This window comes from Bradyrhizobium sp., from assembly GCF_016219575.1.
Lineage (GTDB): Bacteria > Pseudomonadota > Alphaproteobacteria > Rhizobiales > Xanthobacteraceae > Bradyrhizobium.
The window spans coordinates 195,882-212,798 of the sequence record NZ_JACRMG010000009.1; the positions used below are offsets into that span (position 1 = coordinate 195,882).

Annotated in this window: 20 protein-coding genes; 12 read left to right on the forward strand and 8 right to left on the reverse strand. The window is 64.5% G+C overall.

Going from position 1 to position 16,917, the window contains the following annotated elements:
* Positions 1 to 48 precede the first annotated feature (48 nt).
* Both HZB49_RS05945 and HZB49_RS05950 read left to right on the forward strand, forming a co-directional pair.
* Positions 49 to 1,014 carry a tripartite tricarboxylate transporter substrate binding protein gene (locus HZB49_RS05945; RefSeq protein WP_291609581.1) on the forward strand — a complete coding sequence of 322 codons (966 nt, stop codon included), beginning with the start codon at positions 49 to 51 and terminating at the stop codon, positions 1,012 to 1,014.
* A gap of 88 nt (positions 1,015 to 1,102) precedes the next feature.
* Positions 1,103 to 2,152 carry a hydroxyacid dehydrogenase gene (locus tag HZB49_RS05950; protein ID WP_291609582.1) on the forward strand — a complete coding sequence of 350 codons (1,050 nt, stop codon included), beginning with the start codon at positions 1,103 to 1,105 and terminating at the stop codon, positions 2,150 to 2,152.
* 312 nt (positions 2,153 to 2,464) lie between these two features.
* Here the strand turns inward: HZB49_RS05950 and ilvD are convergent, their stop codons facing one another.
* Positions 2,465 to 4,306, reverse strand: coding sequence for a dihydroxy-acid dehydratase (gene ilvD / locus HZB49_RS05955; RefSeq protein WP_291609583.1), 1,842 nt, complete (start codon positions 4,304 to 4,306; stop codon positions 2,465 to 2,467).
* 191 nt (positions 4,307 to 4,497) lie between these two features.
* Here ilvD and HZB49_RS05960 point away from each other — a divergent pair, with 191 nt between their 5' ends.
* From HZB49_RS05960 to HZB49_RS05970, 3 genes are read left to right on the forward strand one after another with little or no spacing between them, the layout of a single operon-like run.
* Positions 4,498 to 5,058, forward strand: coding sequence for a carboxymuconolactone decarboxylase family protein (locus HZB49_RS05960; protein WP_291609584.1), 561 nt, complete (start codon positions 4,498 to 4,500; stop codon positions 5,056 to 5,058).
* The gene (locus HZB49_RS05965; RefSeq protein ID WP_291609585.1) at positions 5,058 to 5,906 is read left to right on the forward strand and encodes an SDR family oxidoreductase; all 849 of its coding nucleotides are present in this window, start codon (positions 5,058 to 5,060) and stop codon (positions 5,904 to 5,906) included. The genes HZB49_RS05960 and HZB49_RS05965 overlap by 1 nt, the downstream gene beginning before the upstream one ends.
* A gap of 16 nt (positions 5,907 to 5,922) precedes the next feature.
* Positions 5,923 to 6,450 carry a VOC family protein gene (locus tag HZB49_RS05970; RefSeq protein ID WP_291609586.1) on the forward strand — a complete coding sequence of 176 codons (528 nt, stop codon included), beginning with the start codon at positions 5,923 to 5,925 and terminating at the stop codon, positions 6,448 to 6,450.
* Positions 6,451 to 6,457: 7 nt separating this feature from the next.
* Here HZB49_RS05970 and HZB49_RS05975 read toward each other — a convergent pair whose 3' ends face one another.
* Complete coding sequence (locus tag HZB49_RS05975) at positions 6,458 to 7,144, reverse strand: CBS domain-containing protein (RefSeq protein ID WP_291609587.1); 687 nt, start codon at positions 7,142 to 7,144, stop codon at positions 6,458 to 6,460.
* A 185-nt stretch (positions 7,145 to 7,329) separates the two neighbouring features.
* Between HZB49_RS05975 and HZB49_RS05980 the strand changes: the two genes are divergently transcribed.
* Positions 7,330 to 7,785, forward strand: a complete 456-nt coding sequence (locus HZB49_RS05980) for a host attachment family protein (RefSeq protein WP_291609588.1) — start codon at positions 7,330 to 7,332, stop codon at positions 7,783 to 7,785.
* Here the strand turns inward: HZB49_RS05980 and HZB49_RS05985 are convergent.
* Positions 7,772 to 8,026, reverse strand: coding sequence for a ChaB family protein (locus HZB49_RS05985; protein ID WP_291609589.1), 255 nt, complete (start codon positions 8,024 to 8,026; stop codon positions 7,772 to 7,774). The two genes, HZB49_RS05980 and HZB49_RS05985, sit on opposite strands and share 14 nt — an antisense overlap.
* A gap of 16 nt (positions 8,027 to 8,042) precedes the next feature.
* Positions 8,043 to 8,459, reverse strand: coding sequence for a DUF3775 domain-containing protein (locus HZB49_RS05990; RefSeq protein WP_291609590.1), 417 nt, complete (start codon positions 8,457 to 8,459; stop codon positions 8,043 to 8,045).
* A 205-nt stretch (positions 8,460 to 8,664) separates the two neighbouring features.
* Here HZB49_RS05990 and HZB49_RS05995 point away from each other — a divergent pair, with 205 nt between their 5' ends.
* From HZB49_RS05995 to HZB49_RS06010, 4 genes are all read left to right on the forward strand, one after another.
* Complete coding sequence (locus tag HZB49_RS05995; RefSeq protein WP_291609591.1) at positions 8,665 to 9,795, forward strand: alpha/beta fold hydrolase; 1,131 nt, start codon at positions 8,665 to 8,667, stop codon at positions 9,793 to 9,795.
* 60 nt (positions 9,796 to 9,855) lie between these two features.
* Positions 9,856 to 10,710 carry a 3-hydroxybutyryl-CoA dehydrogenase gene (locus tag HZB49_RS06000; RefSeq protein ID WP_291609592.1) on the forward strand — a complete coding sequence of 285 codons (855 nt, stop codon included), beginning with the start codon at positions 9,856 to 9,858 and terminating at the stop codon, positions 10,708 to 10,710.
* A 151-nt stretch (positions 10,711 to 10,861) separates the two neighbouring features.
* Positions 10,862 to 11,482, forward strand: a complete 621-nt coding sequence (locus tag HZB49_RS06005) for a YeeE/YedE thiosulfate transporter family protein (RefSeq protein WP_291609593.1) — start codon at positions 10,862 to 10,864, stop codon at positions 11,480 to 11,482.
* Positions 11,483 to 11,492: 10 nt separating this feature from the next.
* Positions 11,493 to 12,038, forward strand: coding sequence for a YeeE/YedE thiosulfate transporter family protein (locus HZB49_RS06010; RefSeq protein WP_291609594.1), 546 nt, complete (start codon positions 11,493 to 11,495; stop codon positions 12,036 to 12,038).
* A 32-nt stretch (positions 12,039 to 12,070) separates the two neighbouring features.
* Here HZB49_RS06010 and HZB49_RS06015 read toward each other — a convergent pair whose 3' ends face one another.
* From HZB49_RS06015 to HZB49_RS06025, 3 genes are all read right to left on the reverse strand, one after another.
* A complete protein-coding gene (locus HZB49_RS06015; protein WP_291609595.1) occupies positions 12,071 to 12,388 on the reverse strand; it encodes a metalloregulator ArsR/SmtB family transcription factor in 318 nt (105 codons plus the stop codon).
* Between the two features lie 59 nt (positions 12,389 to 12,447).
* Positions 12,448 to 13,389, reverse strand: a complete 942-nt coding sequence (locus tag HZB49_RS06020) for a hypothetical protein (protein ID WP_291609596.1) — start codon at positions 13,387 to 13,389, stop codon at positions 12,448 to 12,450.
* Positions 13,390 to 13,534: 145 nt separating this feature from the next.
* On the reverse strand, positions 13,535 to 14,689 hold the full coding sequence (locus tag HZB49_RS06025) for a bis-aminopropyl spermidine synthase family protein (protein WP_291609597.1): 1,155 nt from the start codon (positions 14,687 to 14,689) through the stop codon (positions 13,535 to 13,537).
* Between the two features lie 116 nt (positions 14,690 to 14,805).
* Between HZB49_RS06025 and HZB49_RS06030 the strand changes: the two genes are divergently transcribed.
* Positions 14,806 to 15,159: an S-adenosylmethionine decarboxylase gene (locus tag HZB49_RS06030; RefSeq protein WP_291609598.1), complete on the forward strand. Its 354-nt coding sequence runs from the start codon at positions 14,806 to 14,808 to the stop codon at positions 15,157 to 15,159.
* Positions 15,160 to 15,177: 18 nt separating this feature from the next.
* On the opposite strand, the gene HZB49_RS06035 is transcribed toward HZB49_RS06030, so the two are convergent.
* Positions 15,178 to 15,651 carry a GNAT family N-acetyltransferase gene (locus HZB49_RS06035; protein WP_291609599.1) on the reverse strand — a complete coding sequence of 158 codons (474 nt, stop codon included), beginning with the start codon at positions 15,649 to 15,651 and terminating at the stop codon, positions 15,178 to 15,180.
* Positions 15,652 to 15,837: 186 nt separating this feature from the next.
* Between HZB49_RS06035 and chvE the strand changes: the two genes are divergently transcribed.
* Positions 15,838 to 16,902, forward strand: a complete 1,065-nt coding sequence (chvE, locus tag HZB49_RS06040; RefSeq protein WP_291609600.1) for a multiple monosaccharide ABC transporter substrate-binding protein — start codon at positions 15,838 to 15,840, stop codon at positions 16,900 to 16,902.
* Positions 16,903 to 16,917: the final 15 nt, after the last annotated feature.

Here is a 16,917-nt window from a genome sequence, read left to right on the forward strand (position 1 = left end):
ACAGGGCGCATCAGCTGCGGCATAAGCAGCGAAATCGGGAGGGACGCCATGAACAAGTGGTTGCGGGCCGTTGCCGCGGCAGTTGCCGTTCTGGTCTTCAACGATGTGGCGAGCGCGCAATCCTTTCCCACCAAGCCGGTTCACCTCTTCGTGCCTTATCCGGCCGGTGGCGCGGTGGACGTGGTCACGCGCACGCTGGGCGATGTCGTCGCGAAAAGATGGGGGCAGACGGTCATCGTGGAGAACCGGGCCGGGGCCGGCGGGGTGATCGCGTCCCAGGCGCTGGTCGCCGCGCCTCCGGACGGCCACACGCTGATCGTCGTGGCGAGCGGGCACGCCACCAACCCGTTTCTCTATCCGAAGCTCCCGTACGACACGTTCAAGGATTTCACGCCGATCTCGCTGCTGGCGTCCTCGCCCAACATCCTTCTGGTGCGGGCGGACTCGCCGTTCAAGACGCTCGGCGACCTGATCGCGGAAGCCAGGGCCAAGCCCGGCAGCCTTTCCTTTGCCCACGCCGGCAACGGCACCTCGACCCATCTCGCCGGCGAACTGCTCAAGAGCCTCGCCAAGGTCGATATCGCGGCGATCCCCTACAAGGGCGGCGCGCCTGCGATCAACGATCTCCTGGGCGGACAGATCCCGATCTCGATCAACAATGGACCGGAATCGGTCGGACAGATCGCCGCCGGGAAGGTGAGGGCGCTTGCGGTGACCACGGCCAAACGTGCGTCCTTCCTGCCTGACGTGCCGAGCATGAGCGAAGTCGTTCCCGGCTACGACACCGAGGTATGGTGGGGCCTGCTCGGACCTGCCGGCATGCCGCCGGACGTCGTTGCCAAACTGTCGCGCGACTTCCTCGACGCGCTCAACAGCGACACGGTCAAGGACCGGCTGACGAAGCTCGGCGCCACGCCGATCGGTGCCTCGCCGCAGGAGTTCGGCGCCAAGATCCGTGCCGACTACGAGAAATGGGGGCCGATCTTCAAGGCCGCCGGCATCAAGGCGGAATGATATAGTGTCTGCCGCCATGAGGGCAGCGATCCTCGTCAGTAATCCCGCAACGCTCTATGGTTTTCCCAACTGAAAGTCGGCAAGGCAAATGTCGGTCAACAACAAGCGCGTCTTCTACGTCAAATATCTCGCCCACGACATCTACATCGAGATCATGAAGGGCCGGCCCGATGTGCGGCTTGACCGGCTCGAGAACGAAAGCCCGGCTGATGTTTTCACGCCGATCCTCGCGGCAGCGCACGCCTACCAGATCGGCGCGGCGCGCGACGAGCTGGCGCGGCACTTCCACGTCGACAAGGACTTTCTGAAGCGGACGCCGAACCTTCTGATCGTTTCCTCCAACGGCGCGGGATTCGATCCCGTCGACGTCGATGCCTGCACCGAGGCCGGCGTGCTTGTCGTCAACCAGTCCGGCGGCAACGCCAATTCCGTTGCCGAGCATGCGCTCGGCATGCTGCTGACGCTGTCGAAGCGCATCCTGGAATCCGACCGCGCGCTGCGGCGCGAGCGCAACGTCAACCGCAACGCGCTGATCGGCAATGAGGCCAAAGGCAAGACCATCGGCATCGTGGGGCTTGGCAATGTCGGCCGCCGCATCGCCGAGCTCTGCAACGGTCTGCTGCACATGAAGGTGATCGCCTACGATCCCTACCTGACGGCTGAAGAAATGGCGGCGCGGGGCGGGGAGAAGGTCGAGCTCGACGATCTTCTGCGCCGCTCCGATTTCGTCTCGATCTCTTGTCCGCTCGATGCCGGCAGCCGCGGCATGATCGGTGCCAAGCAATTTGCGCTGATGCAGCCGCATGCCTTCTTCATCACCACCGCGCGCGGCTTCATTCATGACGAGCACGCGCTGTACGACGCCTTGAAGGAGAAGCGCATCGCGGGTGCCGGCCTCGACGTCTGGGACAAGGAGCCGCCGCCGCCGGAGCATCCGCTGCTGCAGTTCGACAATGTGCTGGCGAGCCCGCACACCGCGGGCGTGACCAAGGAAGCGCGGATCAATATGGGCCGCATCGCCGCCGAGCAATTGCTCGATGCGCTGGACGCCAAGCGGCCGCCGCGCATCATCAACCCCGGGGTCTGGCCGGCTTATTCGAAGCGGTTTGCGGCGGCCTTCGGGGTGACGCCGAAATAGGCGCCGGAACGCAGGAGCGGGGGAGAAGAATTCCTCCGCCCCGGAGCCGCGCGAGACAATAAACCCACTGCGGAACGCCGGTTTGGCGAAGCGCTCATTGCTATTTTCGCTGATATCTCGACTACTTAGCTCCGAGATATCATTTTCCCGGTGTGGCCGGAGGTTCCGGCTCCGTTGGGAACAAGCACGATGGCAAAGGTACGCAAATTGCTGCAGACCGCACCGGGCCGGATCGGCCGCCGGTTCGCCCAGTTCGTCGCGATCGCCGCCGCCAGCCTGCCGTCAGTCGGCGCCTGATCCCGATCCCCCCAATCACTCCGGCACGATGCGAACGGCGCCGCGCGCGGCGCTGCTGGCGAATGCTGCGTAGGATTTGAGCGCCGTCGAGACGGCGCGCTTGCGCGGCGCCGGCTTCCATGCGGCCTTGCCCTTCGCCACCATCGCCGCGCGGCGGCGCTCGAGTTCGGCCTCCGGCACGGCGAGGTTGATCTTGCGGTTGGGAATGTCGAGCTCGATGGTGTCGCCTTCCTCGACCAGACCGATCAGCCCGCCTTCGGCCGCTTCCGGCGAGATGTGGCCGATCGACAGGCCGGATGAGCCGCCGGAGAAGCGGCCGTCGGTGATCAGCGCGCAGGCTTTGCCAAGTCCCTTCGATTTCAGATAGCTGGTCGGATACAGCATCTCCTGCATGCCGGGACCGCCGCGCGGGCCTTCATAGCGCACCACGACGACGTCGCCGGCCTTCACCTTGTTGCCGAGAATGGCCTCGACCGACGCATCCTGGCTTTCGAAGATGCGGGCGGGGCCGGAGAATTTCAGAATGCTCTCATCGACGCCGGCGGTTTTCACGATGCAGCCGTCCTTGGCGAGGTTGCCGAACAGCACGGCAAGGCCGCCGTCCTTCGAATAGGCATGCGCGGCGTTGCGGATGACGCCCTTCTCGCGGTCGAGATCGACGTCGTCGAAGCGGCGATCCTGGCTGAAGGCGACCTGTGTCGGCACGCCGCCGGGCGCGGCCTTGTAGAAGTTGCGCACCTTCTCGCTGGATGTGCGGACGATGTCCCAGCGGTCGAGCGCATCCGCGAGCGTCGTCGCGTGCACCGTCGGCACGTTTGTCGTGATCAGCCCGGCGCGATCGAGTTCGCCGAGGATGCCCATGATGCCGCCGGCGTGGTGCACGTCCTCCATGTGCACGTCCTGCACCGACGGGGCGACCTTGCAGAGCACCGGCACCTTGCGCGACAGCCGGTCGATGTCGCTCATGGAGAAGGGCACTTCGCCCTCATGCGCGGCGGCGAGCAGGTGCAGCACGGTGTTGGTCGAGCCGCCCATGGCGATGTCCAGCGTCATGGCGTTCTCGAACGCCTTGAAGCTGGCGATGCCGCGCGGCAGCACGCTCGCGTCGTCCTGCTCGTAGTGGCGGCGGGCGAGGTCGACGATGAGATGGCCGGCCTCGACGAACAGGCTCTTGCGGTCGGCATGGGTCGCCAGCACCGAGCCGTTGCCGGGCAAGGCGAGGCCGAGCGCTTCGGTCAGGCAGTTCATGGAATTGGCGGTGAACATGCCCGAGCAGGAGCCGCAGGTCGGACACGCCGAACGCTCGATCACCTCGACGTCGGCATCGGTGACCGCGCTGTCCGCCGCCGCCACCATGGCGTCGATCAGATCGACGGCGCGCTTCTTTCCATTGAGCACGATCTTGCCCGACTCCATCGGGCCGCCCGAGACGAACACGGTCGGGATGTTGATGCGCAGCGACGCCATCAGCATGCCCGGCGTGATCTTGTCGCAGTTGGAGATGCAGACCATGGCGTCGGCGCAATGCGCGTTGACCATGTATTCGACGCTGTCGGCGATCAGTTCGCGCGAGGGCAGGCTGTAGAGCATGCCGTCATGGCCCATCGCGATGCCGTCGTCGACCGCGATGGTGTTGAACTCCTTGGCGACGCCGCCGGCCTTCTCGATCTCGCGCGCCACGAGCTGCCCGAGATTCTGCAGATGCACGTGCCCGGGCACGAACTGGGTGAAGGAATTGACGACCGCGATGATCGGCTTGCCAAAGTCCTCGTTCTTCATGCCGGTCGCGCGCCAGAGGCCGCGGGCACCCGCCATGTTGCGGCCGTGGGTGGTGGTGCGGGAACGATAGGGCGGCATCGTAAATCCTTGGGCTGGTTCTGGATTTTGTAGAATTGCCGCCCTTATGCCCGCCTTGGCCTTGGGACTCAAGGGCACGGGCGCATGGCTGGACCGCGTCGCCGGCCGTTTTGGCCGGTCGTCCTTGATTAGGCCCCCGAAGTCGGGAAACTGCGGATACGCAAAACGAAGAAAATCCCAGGGAGACGCAATTGGCCCGACTGCCCCTCATCGATCCCGCGAACACCTCCGGCGACATCCGCGCCTCCTTCGACCGGATGACGGTGAAGCTCAATATCTTCCGCATGATGGCGCATGCGGAAGCCAACATGATCCCGGCGATGCGGTTCGCCAATTCCATCCTGCACAAGCAGAAGCTGAGCCACGTCAACCGCGAACTCCTGATCCTGCAGGTCGCCCGCATCGAGGGCGGCGAGTATGAATGGCGCCAGCATGTGCCGATCGCGCTCGGTGTGGGCGTGACCCAGCCGCAGATCGATGCGCTCGAGCGCGGCGACCATGCGGCCGCGGCATTCAACGAGGCCGAGCGCGCGCTGCTCGCCTTCGGCCGCGAGGTCGTCGAGAACGTCCGCGTGCCGGCGTCCGTGTTCGCGGGCATGCGAAAGCATTTCAGCGACCAGGAGATCGTCGAGTCCATCTTCACCATCGGTTGCTACATGATGATGGCGCGGTTGACCGAAGCGACCGAGACCGATCTCGATCCGGCCGCCGGCATGGCCGTGTTCGACAGCGGCAAGAAGCGGAGCGCGTGATGGGCGACGCGGCCGACGTCAAGCCGGAGCGCTACGTCCGCCCGCTCTCCGCGGAGTCGGCGGGCCGCGCACCGGGCAGGGGGCGGCTGGACGGCCGCCGCATCCTGATCGTCGGCGGCGGGCAGCGCATCTTCGATGCGGCGACCGATCCGATCGGCAACGGCCGCGCCATGAGCATCCTGTGCGCGCGGGAAGGCGCCCATGTGGCCGTCGCCGACATCAACGGCACGGCTGCCGATCATACGGTCAGCCGGATCACCGAGGAGGGCGGCCGCGCCTTCACCATCCAGGCCGACGTCACCTCCGAGCATGACGTCGCGCGCATGATCGGGGAAGCGCACCGCACCATGGGCGGCCTCGACGGCATGGTGCTCAACGTCGGTACCTTCGGCAAGACCGGGCTCGACGGCGTCAGCGCCGACGAGTGGAACCGCATCTACGACGTCAATGTGCGCGGCCCGATGTTCTGTTGCCGCCAGGCGCTCGAAATGTTCGAGAATGGCGGCGCCATCGTGTTCATCTCCTCGATTGCGGCGCTGAAGGCGGGTTCGCAGATGGCGGTCTACGATTCATCGAAGGCCGCACTCGGCGGGCTGATGCGCAACATCGCCCATCTCGGCGCGCGGCGCGGCATCCGCGCCAATCTGGTCTATCCCGGCCTCGTCGACACGCCGAACGGCCGCGCCGCCGGTGCCGGCCGGCCGTCGCGCGGCAAGGGAAGCACGCCGTTCGGCCGGCAGGCGACGGCATGGGAGATCGCCTATGCCGTGCTGTTCTTCCTGTCGGAGGAGAGCGTCTACATCACCGCGCAGACGCTCGCGGTGGATGCCGGGTTGAGCGGGTTGTGAGAACGGGAATTGCCGCATGAGCGCGTTGTTCGGAAAAGTCTGCCAGAACGGCTATGTGGTCCGCGACATCGCCTCGGCGATGAAATTCTGGACCGAGGTGCTGCGCGTCGGCCCGTTCTTCTACATCCCGTCGGTGAAAGCCGACTGGTTCAGATATCGCGGCGCCGACTCGGCCGTCGAGATGAGCATTGCGCTCGCGAACTCCGGCGATCTCCAGATCGAACTGATCCAGCAGCGCAACGACGCGCCTTCGATGTATCTCGATTTCCTGCGCGACCACGGCGAAGGGCTGCAGCACATGTCCTACTGGAGCACAGATTATCAGGCGCTCTACGACCGCGCCCTCGCGGCAGGCTTCAAGGTCGGCCATGAAGGCCAGATCGGCGGGCCGAAAGGGCGGTTTGCCTATTTCGAGACGCCGGGCCATGCCGGCACGGTGATCGAGATATCTGACATCAGCGGCTCCAAAGGCCGCTTCTTCGAGCGCGTCAGGGCAGCCGCCGCAGATTGGGACGGCGCCGATCCGGTACGCCTGGTCGGCTAGCGCAGAACTAGTATCCGAACGCCGGAGTGCGCATCAGGTGATCCGTTATGCCGGTCACGCCCGGGATGGATTCAACTGCCACCTTGATGGCCTGCCGCTCCTGCTCGGTTTCGATGAAGCCCCAGAGCTCGACGACGCCGTCGGTCACGGTGACATTCAGCTTGTGGGCGTGGGCCCAGGGTTGCTTCTTGAGCTCGTCGAGCAACCGGGTGCGGATCGCGACGTCCGGAAGGCTCACCTCGAGCCGCGGCCGCACGCTGGCAACGGCCTGGATGATGTTGGCACGGCTGACGATGCCGACCAGTTCTCCATTCTTGTTCACGACGGGAACGCGCTTGATGTGATTCTTCTCGAACAGCTCGGCGACCTCGTGCAGGGGCGTGTCGGGGGCGACCGTCTTGACGTTCGATGTCATCACGTCCTTGACGCTGTTGGCGTGCGACTTGACGTAGTCCGCCGCGAGCGTGCGCGCGTCTGCAAGCATCCACAGCCACCAGGAATAGTGGCGTTCCGTTCCGATCTCTGCACGGCGCATCAGGTCGGATTCCGTGACGATGCCGGCGAGTTTCCCGGCCGCATCGACGACGGGAACGGCGCTGATGCGCTGGCCGATCAGAAGCTTGGCGACTTCCTGGACCGTCGCATTTTCGCCGACGGTAACGACCGGCGAAACCATCACGTCTTGAGCGTTCATGAGAGCCTCCTCTGGGGCGCAGGTAATCCTGATATTTCGAGACGGGCAGGGGCGGGTTGATCCGTGTCAAGCTGGCGGGGGCGTTCGGCGCTTATGTTCAACACGGTTGCACCGCGAAAAATGAGGGGCCTTGATGACGCCTGTCCCCTCGGTTGTCGTGGTCCGTTCAATTGGAGCCTTCGGGGATGAACAAGCTGAAAATTCCACATGATGCATTCGTGTTCGTGGGCGACGGCCGCAAGGCCATTTTCCTGCGCAACGAGGGCGACGAGAAATTCCCGAACCTGAAGACCGAACAGGTGTTCGAGGACGAGAACAATCCGCCCACCCGCGAGCAGGGCACCGACAGGCCCGGTCACCTCGGCAAGGCCATGGGCTCGGGGCGGCGCAGCGCGGTCGAGCCGGCGGATTGGCACGATCTTAACGAGCATCGCTTTGCGAAGACGGTCGCCGCTGCGATGGAGCGGGTGATGCGCGAGAGAAAGGTTCCGGCTCTGGTGATCGTGGCGCCGCCGCGGACACTGGCGGACCTGCGGAGCGCGCTGCATGCCGACGTCGCCGCGCGCGTGATCGCGGAGGTGAACAAGGATCTGACCCGCCATCCGGTGGGAGACATCGAGAAACATCTCACCGGCGGCTGATGCGCCGGCCCCGGCCCTCGCCGGGCGAGGCATGGTCCGCGGCGATCCACGCATCGCCGACCTTGACATATGAACGCTTCACTGCGGCCCAGCCGGTGCGATGGGCGATTTCCTCCTGCCGCGGGTCGCCGGCATGGGAGGCAAAAGCGTGGTTGAAGGCTTCGCGATAGATGTCCTGCGCGTGCGCCGGCAGATGATTGCGGACCGGCGCAGGAAGATCCTCGTTCGTTCGATAGGGCATGGCCGTCAGGCCCCGTTCAGAGCGGCTGTTCGAACTCCTCGGCCGAGTGGCCGAATTGTGAAAGTGCTTCCTCGAGGTAGTCGCTCAGCAGGGGTATGCCGATCAGGTACTGGGCCGTGCGCCTGTTGTGCGCGCGATCTGCCTCGCGGCGGATTTCCTGCCAGTCGCCGATATCGCCATCGCCGCGGCCGAGCCAGGCAAGGGCAACGAGGTCGATCTGCTCGTCCTCGTTCAATCCGCGGATCATGGCGCTCAGCTCGGTACGGGAGGGATCGGATGCGTGGTCTTCCAGCACGGACAGCATCGCGTCATCGCTGCCGTTGGAACCGGAATCGGGATCGGTGACCACGTCTTTCACGTCGAATTGACGAGCCTTGGCGAGGATCACTGCGACCTTTTCGGGCGAGATCGTGAGTTCGGGAATGTCGTTCATGTCCGGCTCCCTTCGAATATGTTCAAATCCTAGCCACCGCTGGCGCCGGATTGTTGAGGAAGGTCAAACACGCAGCCGGCCGGGTCGGTTGTGGTGGCAAGCGGAGCTCGGATCGGGTTGCCGAAAGGGGACAGACGGCCTTTTCGAGCGGCGCGCCAGCATCTAGTCTGCCCTTTGAACCACGGGACCCATGGAAAAAAGACGCATGGGCGAACCATCGGATAGACCTGCGAAACCGGCGGGATCGGGTGCGGCCTGGCCGCATGATCCGATGCTGTGGCCCTATGCCGCCACGAAATTGGCCATGGATTCGTTCTTCTGGTGGGCTCATCGGGGCTCCGCACATCCGGCACCTGGCAACACGCCGCCATTGCCGTGGACGACGCCGAACAAGGTCGCGCTTGAACTGACCACCATGCGCCTGCGAGATTTCTCGCAGCGGCACAGCGGGCAGCCCGTGCTGATCTGCGGGCCCTTTGCGCTGCACACGACGCTGATCGCGGATTTCGCGCCCGGTCACAGCATCATCGAGCGGCTGCAGCAGAGCGGCCTTGACCGGGTCTTTCTCACCGACTGGCGCTCCGCCTCGCCGGACATGCGCTATCTCGCCATCGACCAGTATCTCGCCGATCTCAACGTCGCCGTTGACGAGATCGGATATCCCGTCGATCTGATCGGCCTGTGCCAGGGCGGATGGCTGTCGCTGGTCTATGCCGCACGGTTTCCGGAAAAGGTGCGCCGGCTGGTTCTCGCCGGCACGCCGGTCGACCTTTCCGTGGACTCCGGGCTGGCGCGGCTGGTCGGCAGCACGCCGCAAGCCGCCTTCGAGGGAATCGTCGAAAGCGGCGGCGGCATCGTCAAGGGCGAGCACATCCTGCGCCTCTGGAGCCGCGCCTCCGACACCGATACGGTGCTGCAGCGAAATCTTTCGCAGGCCGGCGTTGTCGATCAGGAACTGCTGGCGCGCTTCATGCGCTGGCATGACGAGACCGTGGACTTGCCCGGCACCTATTTCCTGCAGGTGGTAGGCTGGATTTTCCGGGAGAACCGGATTGCGAACGGGACATTCGTGGCGCTCGGCCGCGCCGTTCGTCCCGGCGACGTGAAGGTACCTGTGTTCCTGCTGGCCGGAAGCGACGACGAGATCGTGCCGGCGCCGCAGGCGATGGCGACCGCGTCGCGGCTGGGAACGCCGGCCATCGACATCGAGCGCGCCGTGGTCCCCTCCAGCCACCTCGGCCTCTATCTCGGCAGCCAGACGCTGGCCGTGGCCTGGCCCCGGATTGCCGGCTGGTTGCAGGCCGACAGGGCGGTTCCGGTGGCCGCCCGGCTCTGATATCAGGTCGGCATGGCGAGATGCGGGCGTCCTGTTGCCCGCGAGAGAAGGACACCACGAATGATTGAATCAGTTGGCATCATCGGAGCAGGCACCATGGGCAATGGCATCGCGCAGGTCAGCGCGGCGGCCGGGCTCAGCGTCACCATGGTCGACATCTCGGATGCGGCGGTGAAGCGGGGACTTTCGACCATCGACGGCAGCCTCGATCGCCTGGTCAAGAAGGAGAAGATGAGCGCCGCCGACCGCGACGCCGCGCTGGCGAGGATCAACGCCACGAGCGACAAGGCAAAGCTCGCCAATTGCGACCTCGTCATCGAGGCTGCGACCGAGAACGAGGAACTGAAGGTAAAGATACTGAAGGACCTCTGCGCCACGCTGCGGCCGAAGGCGCTGGTTGCCACCAACACCTCGTCGATCTCGATCACGAAGCTCGCCGCTGCGACCGACCGTCCCGACCGCTTCATCGGCATGCATTTCTTCAACCCGGTGCCCGTGATGGCGCTGCTCGAGCTCATCCGGGGCTTGCAGACCTCCGACGACACCCACGCGAAGGCGGAAGCGTTTGCAAAACGCGTCGGCAAGGTACCGATCACCGCGCGCAACAGCCCCGGCTTTGCGGTCAACCGCATCCTGTGCCCGATGATCAACGAGGCGGTTTTCGCGCTGCAGGAAGGCATTGCGACGGCGGAAGAGATCGACGCCGGCATGAAGCTCGGCTGCAACCATCCGATCGGGCCGCTGGCGCTGGCCGACCTGATCGGGCTCGACACCATGCTGTCAGTGATGGAAGTGTTTTACACCGGCTTCAACGACCCGAAATACCGGCCGGCGCCGCTCTTGAAGGAGATGGTCGATGCCGGCCGCCTCGGCCGCAAGACAGGCCGCGGCTTCTACGATTACGGCAAGGCCTGATACGGGAAACCTGATGAGGAGAAAACCGGGCGGTCGGGGCGCGCAGCCTTGATCGCCGGTGAACTGCGGAGCGTCAGGCAATCGGCGCCGACGGCACGTGTGGGCTCACCCCTATACTTTAGATATTGCTAAATTAGAATTATTGAATATAATGATTTGCACGGCCGCGCGACGAAGTTCGCGCCATAGGCTGCAACAGCATGACCGGGGAGAAACGCCCGTGACGACGCTCACTCACGATATCGCTCGACAATTTCCGCGCACGGCGCGGATCGACTGGTCGCCCTACCTCGTCGGCGCCGGAATAGGGGTGCTGAGCTGGATCGCATTTGCGGCATTCGGCGATCCGATCGGCGTCACGACGGCTTATTCGCGCATCGCGTCGTGGTTCGCCACCCCGCTGATCGGGGCCGATGGGGTCGCGCAGAACAGCTACTGGAAGAGCATGCCGCTGAAGTGGGACTATGGCGTCTGGTTCCTGGTCGGCATACCCCTTGGCGCATTCCTGTCGGCCTGGCTGTCGGGAACGTGGCGCCTCGAACTCGTCCCCGAGGTGTGGGAGGAGAGATTCGGGCCCTCCATTATCAAACGATTTGCTGCGGCTTTCCTTGGCGGTGTCGTCATCATGTACGGCGCGCGGCTGGCAGGCGGTTGCACCAGCGGCCACGGGATCTCCGGCGGCCTGCAGCTCGCGCTTTCGAGCTGGCTGTTCCTGGCGGTGATGTTCGCCACCGGGCTTGCCGTATCCGCCCTGATGTTCCGGAAGTCGTGAGGAGGTCCCGATGACGACGATGTTGGCGATTTTTGGTCCGCTGTTGATGGGTGGCGCCTTTGGCTTCCTGCTGCAGCGTGGCAAGGTCACGAGCTGCAACGTGATCGAGAACCAGTTCCGCCTGCGGGACTTCACGGTGCTCAAGGTAATGGGCACTGCCATCGTGGTTGGCGGCATCGGCGTCCTGCTGCTGATCGATACCGGCAACAGCAAATACTACGTCAAGGACGCCAACATGCTCGGCGTCGCGCTGGGCGCCGCACTGTTCGGCGTCGGCATGGTGGTTTACGGCTACTGCCCGGGAACAGCGCTCGGCGCGATCGCGTCGGGGAGCATTCACGCGCTGGTCGGCGCGCTGGGCATGGTGGCAGGTGCGATTCTCTACGCGCTGAGCTTCGATTGGCTGAAGGCCCACGTGCTCAACGTCTGGACCCTCGGCAAGGTTCGGCTGCCGGATATCACGGGCATTCCGGACGCCGTCTGGTTTGCCGCGCTGGCGGTCGGTGCCGGATTGTTCTTCTGGTGGATCGAGTCCAGGGAAGCGCGGAAGGCTTGAGCCGGCCGGCCGCGTCTCTCACCGCGGCCGGTTCAGCGACCCCTGCGGCCGCAGAACAGCCTGTGCAGGGTCGAGAACAGCTCGTCGATCCGCGGATCGGCGATGCGATACCAGATCGTCTGACTATCGCGGCGGAAGGTGACCAGACCCTCTCCACGCATCTTGGCGAGGTGCTGCGACAGCGCTGAAGCCGACAGGCCGACCTCGTCGGCGAGTGTGCCCACATTGGCCTCGCCCAGCTCGACCAGCTTGCAAAGGATCAACAGCCGGTGCTCGTTGGCGAACATGCGCATCAGCGCAGCGAGTTCGCCTGCTTTCTTCTCGAGGGTGGCCGTGTCGGGTTTGCGCATGCCGAACTTCAATCACAGCCGGCCGCGGATCGTCAACGGCCTTGCGGCACGCTTGCGCGCTAGAAGGGCGATGCCGCAGCCCTGACGGAAGCCTCGCTGCGTCGCGCGACCGGGACGGCGTCGGCCTTGCCGGATGTCGCCTCGGCTTGCTGCGCCGGCGTGCCGATGGCCGCCGATTCGGTGCGGTATTGCGGCAGCTCGCCCTCGAGCGAATAGAAGACGCAAAGCGCAAGGCTCGCCCACACTGCGCCGCTGAAATAGAGCGACATCCAGGCGATCTCGCCCTTCCAGTGGGCGATGTCGTGGGTCTTGACCCAGCGCGTTGAGACGTCGCGCAGGCCCTCCAGCAGGCCGAGCAGCCGGTTGCCGTCGGCATGATTGGCGCGCCATCGGCTGAAATACATCGGCACGTCGACGGCAATGAGGAAGGCGAGATAGGCGACGATGCCGGCGATCGAAATCACCAGGACGACGCGAACCGGGCCGTGGAATTCCGGCAGCAGCCGCACGAGACCGATCCCGACCAGGAAGAAGGCGACGGCCCACAGCGAATTCTCGATCGCGTTGTAGAGGAAGTTGGTGGTCAGCACGGCGTACCACGAAAAGCATTCGGCAATGAGGATCAGCGGCACGATGATCCACGCGACGTTCAGCACCGTATCCGATCCCGTGATCGTTCCGAGCTGATGCAGGATGATCGCCCATTGCGCGACGAAGCAGATCTCGGCGACCGTCGCCACGGAACGGCCGACCAGCACGCTCGACAGCCAGGTATCGAACAGGCAGATGCGTTGCACATCCGCGCGCGGCAGCACCGAGCGGAAGGCACAGCCGAACACATAAGCGGCGCAGAGCAACAGCATCAGCTCCATGCTGCCGACCGGCTGGGTGCGGAGTTCGCGATAAAGCATGAACCACAGCGCGATATTGACGGTGCTCACCAAAGTCAGCATCGCCCACCACCACGCCAGGGGATTTTGCCGCGCACGCCACAGGCTCATTGCATCGCTCCACAGAATTAATCGAACTGACACTCAGTCGTATTAATTCTGTCACAGGGCGCGGCAAGTCACGACAAAAAATCGCGAGTGTGAATTGTCATATAACTGTCATAAAACGCCGGTGGCGTTGCACAGAAGTGGCGAGTCAGCGCGTCGTGCGCTTGCTGGTGCGGCGGAAGTCGTGATTGCCGCACGCCGGACAGCCTTTATCCTTCAACTCCTCGATCGTTGCGGGGATGTCGTCGTTGCCGAGCTCCCAGCGCTGCCTGCATTCCGTGCACTGATACAGACGGACGCGCGGATTCACCTCCGCTGTATAGAGAGGCCCGTGCCATTGCGCGTTGGCGACAGCGGTCCCCGTCGCAACCAGTTCATGCAACTCGCTGGTCGATCCCAGGATCGATGCGCCGGCATACCGGTTGAAGGCGGGGTAGAGCGCCGTGGTCGCCACGCCGATCGACGTCAGCGCCGCCTGCAGCTTCAATCGGTCGGGCGGCGAGGTGTGACCGAACGACAGCATGCCGTAGCCGCGTCCGTGCTCCAGCAGCTCGACGCCGCGGCGCACGAACAGCGAGGCGCCGGCGATGGTGTAGGGCGGATCGGTCTCGAAACTGTCGAACGTGCCGAGGAGTTGCGCCGGCAGCGGCTCGCGCAGATCGTGAGCGATGATTTCGACAGCGAGATCGGCCTCGCGCGCGGCGCGCTGAAGGAATGCGACGCGCCGCTCGTCGATCTCGAACACCACCAGCCGTCGCGGCAATTGCCGGCCGGCGAGCAGGCGGCCGAACAGGCCGATGGACAGCGCGACCGAATCGTCGTCGCCGAGCAGCGCGATGCGGCGGCCCTCCAGCGCGCCGGACCGGTAGAGCAGGGCGGCGCGCCGAACCGATGTCTCTGCCGTGCAAGGCGCCTGGTCCAGGGTGACGTCGGTCTGCGGCGCAGCAGCCAGATGCGCCTCCATCGCGCGCACGACCTGCTCGAGCGCGGGCGGCAACTGCGCCTGCGGCGTCAGGGGAACCTCGACCGAAAGCGACTCCTCGGCGAAGCCGAGCGCCTCGCGAACCCACTGCTCGCCCTCCTCGGTGAAGGCAAGGCCGTGCTGGCGCATCAGGATGCCGCGCTTTTCAAGCTCGCGGCGGATGGCGGTGGCAATCGGAATCGGCAGGCGTGCCTCGCGTGCTGCATCGGCGAGCCGTCCGGACTCGTTGCGATGCACCGCGCGCAGCAGCGCCTCCACGCCCGCCACGCCCTCGCGAAGCGAGGTCGCTTCCGCGACGTCCTGCAGGATAGTGTCCTTCAACCCGACTTCCCCGTCTTCCGGCACCGGCGTCCGGTCATTTGCGCCGCCCACCATAGTATATTAAGGCTGCGAACCCTATTGCCCCCGGCTCCAGAGATCAGGCCCCCGCAATGTTGATGACCCAGGTTCTCGCAGATTGCTACGCTTGCGAGACATCGATCGAGGACGCCGACGCGCTGATGGCGGCCGCCATGGCGGCGGCCAGGGCCGTCGGGGCGACGATCGTCGGCGAATCGACCGTGCGCTACGTGCCGCATGGGCTGACGATCGCCGTCTTCCTCGCGGAGTCGCATATCGTGCTGACGACATGGCCAGAGCACCGGCTGTTGCTGATCGACACGCTGCTCTGCAATCCCGACATGGACGCGGACAAGGCGATCGACGCCATCGTGGCGCGGCTGTGCCCGGCCGGCGAGGTGGTACGCAGCCGGGTGCCGCGGCGTATCGCGGATGCGCCGAATCAAGCTTAGGCTTCCGCCGGCGGCAGCTCAGCTCTCGCCGGAAAAATGCTTCTCGTAGAAGATCTGCGTCGGCTCAAAACCGACGCGCGCCAGCACCGCCTTCATCGGCTCGTTGGTCGCGCGGGTGCGGAACACGACGCGGTCAAATTTCTGTTCGCGGCAGTAGTCGAAGACGGCCTCGCACAGCTTGCCGACAGTGCCGGTGCCGCGCTGCGAGGGGCTGACGAAGATGGAGTGGAAGTCGGCATAGGATTCCTTGGTGATGAAATTCTGCCGCTTGCTGACATAGGCCCAGCCCACGACCTCGCCGTCGGCTTCCGCCACGAAGGTCGCCGCGCCGCGGTCGTCGACCAGCCGCCGCACCTTCTTGATATAGAAGTCGAGATCGGTGATGGGATCGTCGGGGAACGAGATCTTTGCAATCTCGCGCTCGAAGCCTGCCACGGCCTCCACATCCTTGGCCTGCAGAGGCCGCAACCGGGCCTGGGGTTTGTCGTTCATGGTGTCGTCCGGTATCGCTTCAGCGTTGAGACAGGCAAAAATCGGCTTCAGCTTCGAAATTCGACCTGAAACCAGGGTTGAGAAGTCTATAAGCGCATGAAATGAATAGCGAAAGCCCTGATGGGCGGGTGCGGGTAACGGACCGCGGCCACGCTTCGACGGGCGCCACATGCTTGGGAGTGAAACATGAACCTCATCAAATCCGCCCTGTCGGCCCTGGTACTCGGCTCGGTCGCATTGTCAGGGGCAGCGCTGGCGCAAGGCAAGCCCACCGTCGGGATCGCCATGCCGACCAAGGCTTCGGCGCGCTGGATCGACGACGGCAACAATATCGTGAAGGTATTGAAGGAGCGGGGCTACAACACCGACCTGCAGTACGCCGAGGACGATATCCCCAACCAGCTCTCCCAGGTCGAGAACATGGTCACCAAGGGCGCCAAGGTCCTGGTGATCGCGGCGATCGACGGCACGACGCTCTCCAACGTGCTCAAGCAGGCCAAGGACCGGGGTATCGTCGTGATTGCCTATGACCGGCTGATCCGTGACACGCCCAATGTCGACTACTACGCGACGTTCGACAATTTCCAGGTCGGCGTGCTGCAGGCGCAGTCGATCGAGGAGGGGCTGAAGCTGAAGGAGGGCAAGGGCCCGTTCAACATCGAGCTGTTCGGCGGCTCTCCCGACGACAACAACGCCTACTTCTTCTACAACGGCGCGATGTCGGTGCTGCAGCCCTATCTCGACAGCGGCAAGCTGGTGGTGGCGAGCAAGCAACTGGGCATGGACAAGGTCTCGACCTTGCGCTGGGACGGCGCGACCGCGCAGGCGCGCATGGATAACCTGCTGAGCGCGTTTTACACCACCAAACGAGTCGATGCCGTTCTTTCGCCCTATGACGGGCTCTCGATCGGCATCCTGTCTTCGTTGAAGGGCGTCGGTTACGGCAGCGGCAACATGCCGATGCCGATCGTTTCCGGTCAGGATGCCGAAGTGCCCTCGATCAAGTCGATGCTGCGCGGCGAGCAATATTCCACGATCTTCAAGGATACGCGCGATCTCGCCAGGGTCACCGCCGACATGGTGGACGCAGCATTGAGCGGCAAGACGGTCACAGTGAACGACACCACCACCTACAAGAACGGTGTGAAGGTCGTGCCGGCTTTCCTGCTCAAGCCCGTGATCGTCGACAGGACCAATTGGGAGAAGATCCTGATCGACGGCGGTTACTACAAGAAGGGGCAGATCAACTGAGCCGGATCGTGACCG

Bases quoted from the DNA above. Each gene is read 5' to 3' on its own strand.
- HZB49_RS05945 (WP_291609581.1), top strand. From the start codon at position 49: ATGAACAAGTGGTTGCGGGCCGTTGCCGCGGCAGTTGCCGTTCTGGTC.
- HZB49_RS05950 (WP_291609582.1), top strand. From the start codon at position 1,103: ATGTCGGTCAACAACAAGCGCGTCTTCTACGTCAAATATCTCGCCCAC.
- ilvD (WP_291609583.1), bottom strand. From the start codon at position 4,306: ATGCCGCCCTATCGTTCCCGCACCACCACCCACGGCCGCAACATGGCG.
- HZB49_RS05965 (WP_291609585.1), top strand. From the start codon at position 5,058: ATGGGCGACGCGGCCGACGTCAAGCCGGAGCGCTACGTCCGCCCGCTC.
- HZB49_RS05970 (WP_291609586.1), top strand. From the start codon at position 5,923: ATGAGCGCGTTGTTCGGAAAAGTCTGCCAGAACGGCTATGTGGTCCGC.
- HZB49_RS05975 (WP_291609587.1), bottom strand. From the start codon at position 7,144: ATGAACGCTCAAGACGTGATGGTTTCGCCGGTCGTTACCGTCGGCGAA.
- HZB49_RS05980 (WP_291609588.1), top strand. From the start codon at position 7,330: ATGAACAAGCTGAAAATTCCACATGATGCATTCGTGTTCGTGGGCGAC.
- HZB49_RS05985 (WP_291609589.1), bottom strand. From the start codon at position 8,026: ATGCCCTATCGAACGAACGAGGATCTTCCTGCGCCGGTCCGCAATCAT.
- HZB49_RS05990 (WP_291609590.1), bottom strand. From the start codon at position 8,459: ATGAACGACATTCCCGAACTCACGATCTCGCCCGAAAAGGTCGCAGTG.
- HZB49_RS05995 (WP_291609591.1), top strand. From the start codon at position 8,665: ATGGGCGAACCATCGGATAGACCTGCGAAACCGGCGGGATCGGGTGCG.
- HZB49_RS06000 (WP_291609592.1), top strand. From the start codon at position 9,856: ATGATTGAATCAGTTGGCATCATCGGAGCAGGCACCATGGGCAATGGC.
- HZB49_RS06005 (WP_291609593.1), top strand. From the start codon at position 10,862: ATGATTTGCACGGCCGCGCGACGAAGTTCGCGCCATAGGCTGCAACAG.
- HZB49_RS06010 (WP_291609594.1), top strand. From the start codon at position 11,493: ATGACGACGATGTTGGCGATTTTTGGTCCGCTGTTGATGGGTGGCGCC.
- HZB49_RS06015 (WP_291609595.1), bottom strand. From the start codon at position 12,388: ATGCGCAAACCCGACACGGCCACCCTCGAGAAGAAAGCAGGCGAACTC.
- HZB49_RS06020 (WP_291609596.1), bottom strand. From the start codon at position 13,389: ATGAGCCTGTGGCGTGCGCGGCAAAATCCCCTGGCGTGGTGGTGGGCG.
- HZB49_RS06030 (WP_291609598.1), top strand. From the start codon at position 14,806: ATGACCCAGGTTCTCGCAGATTGCTACGCTTGCGAGACATCGATCGAG.
- HZB49_RS06035 (WP_291609599.1), bottom strand. From the start codon at position 15,651: ATGAACGACAAACCCCAGGCCCGGTTGCGGCCTCTGCAGGCCAAGGAT.
- chvE (WP_291609600.1), top strand. From the start codon at position 15,838: ATGAACCTCATCAAATCCGCCCTGTCGGCCCTGGTACTCGGCTCGGTC.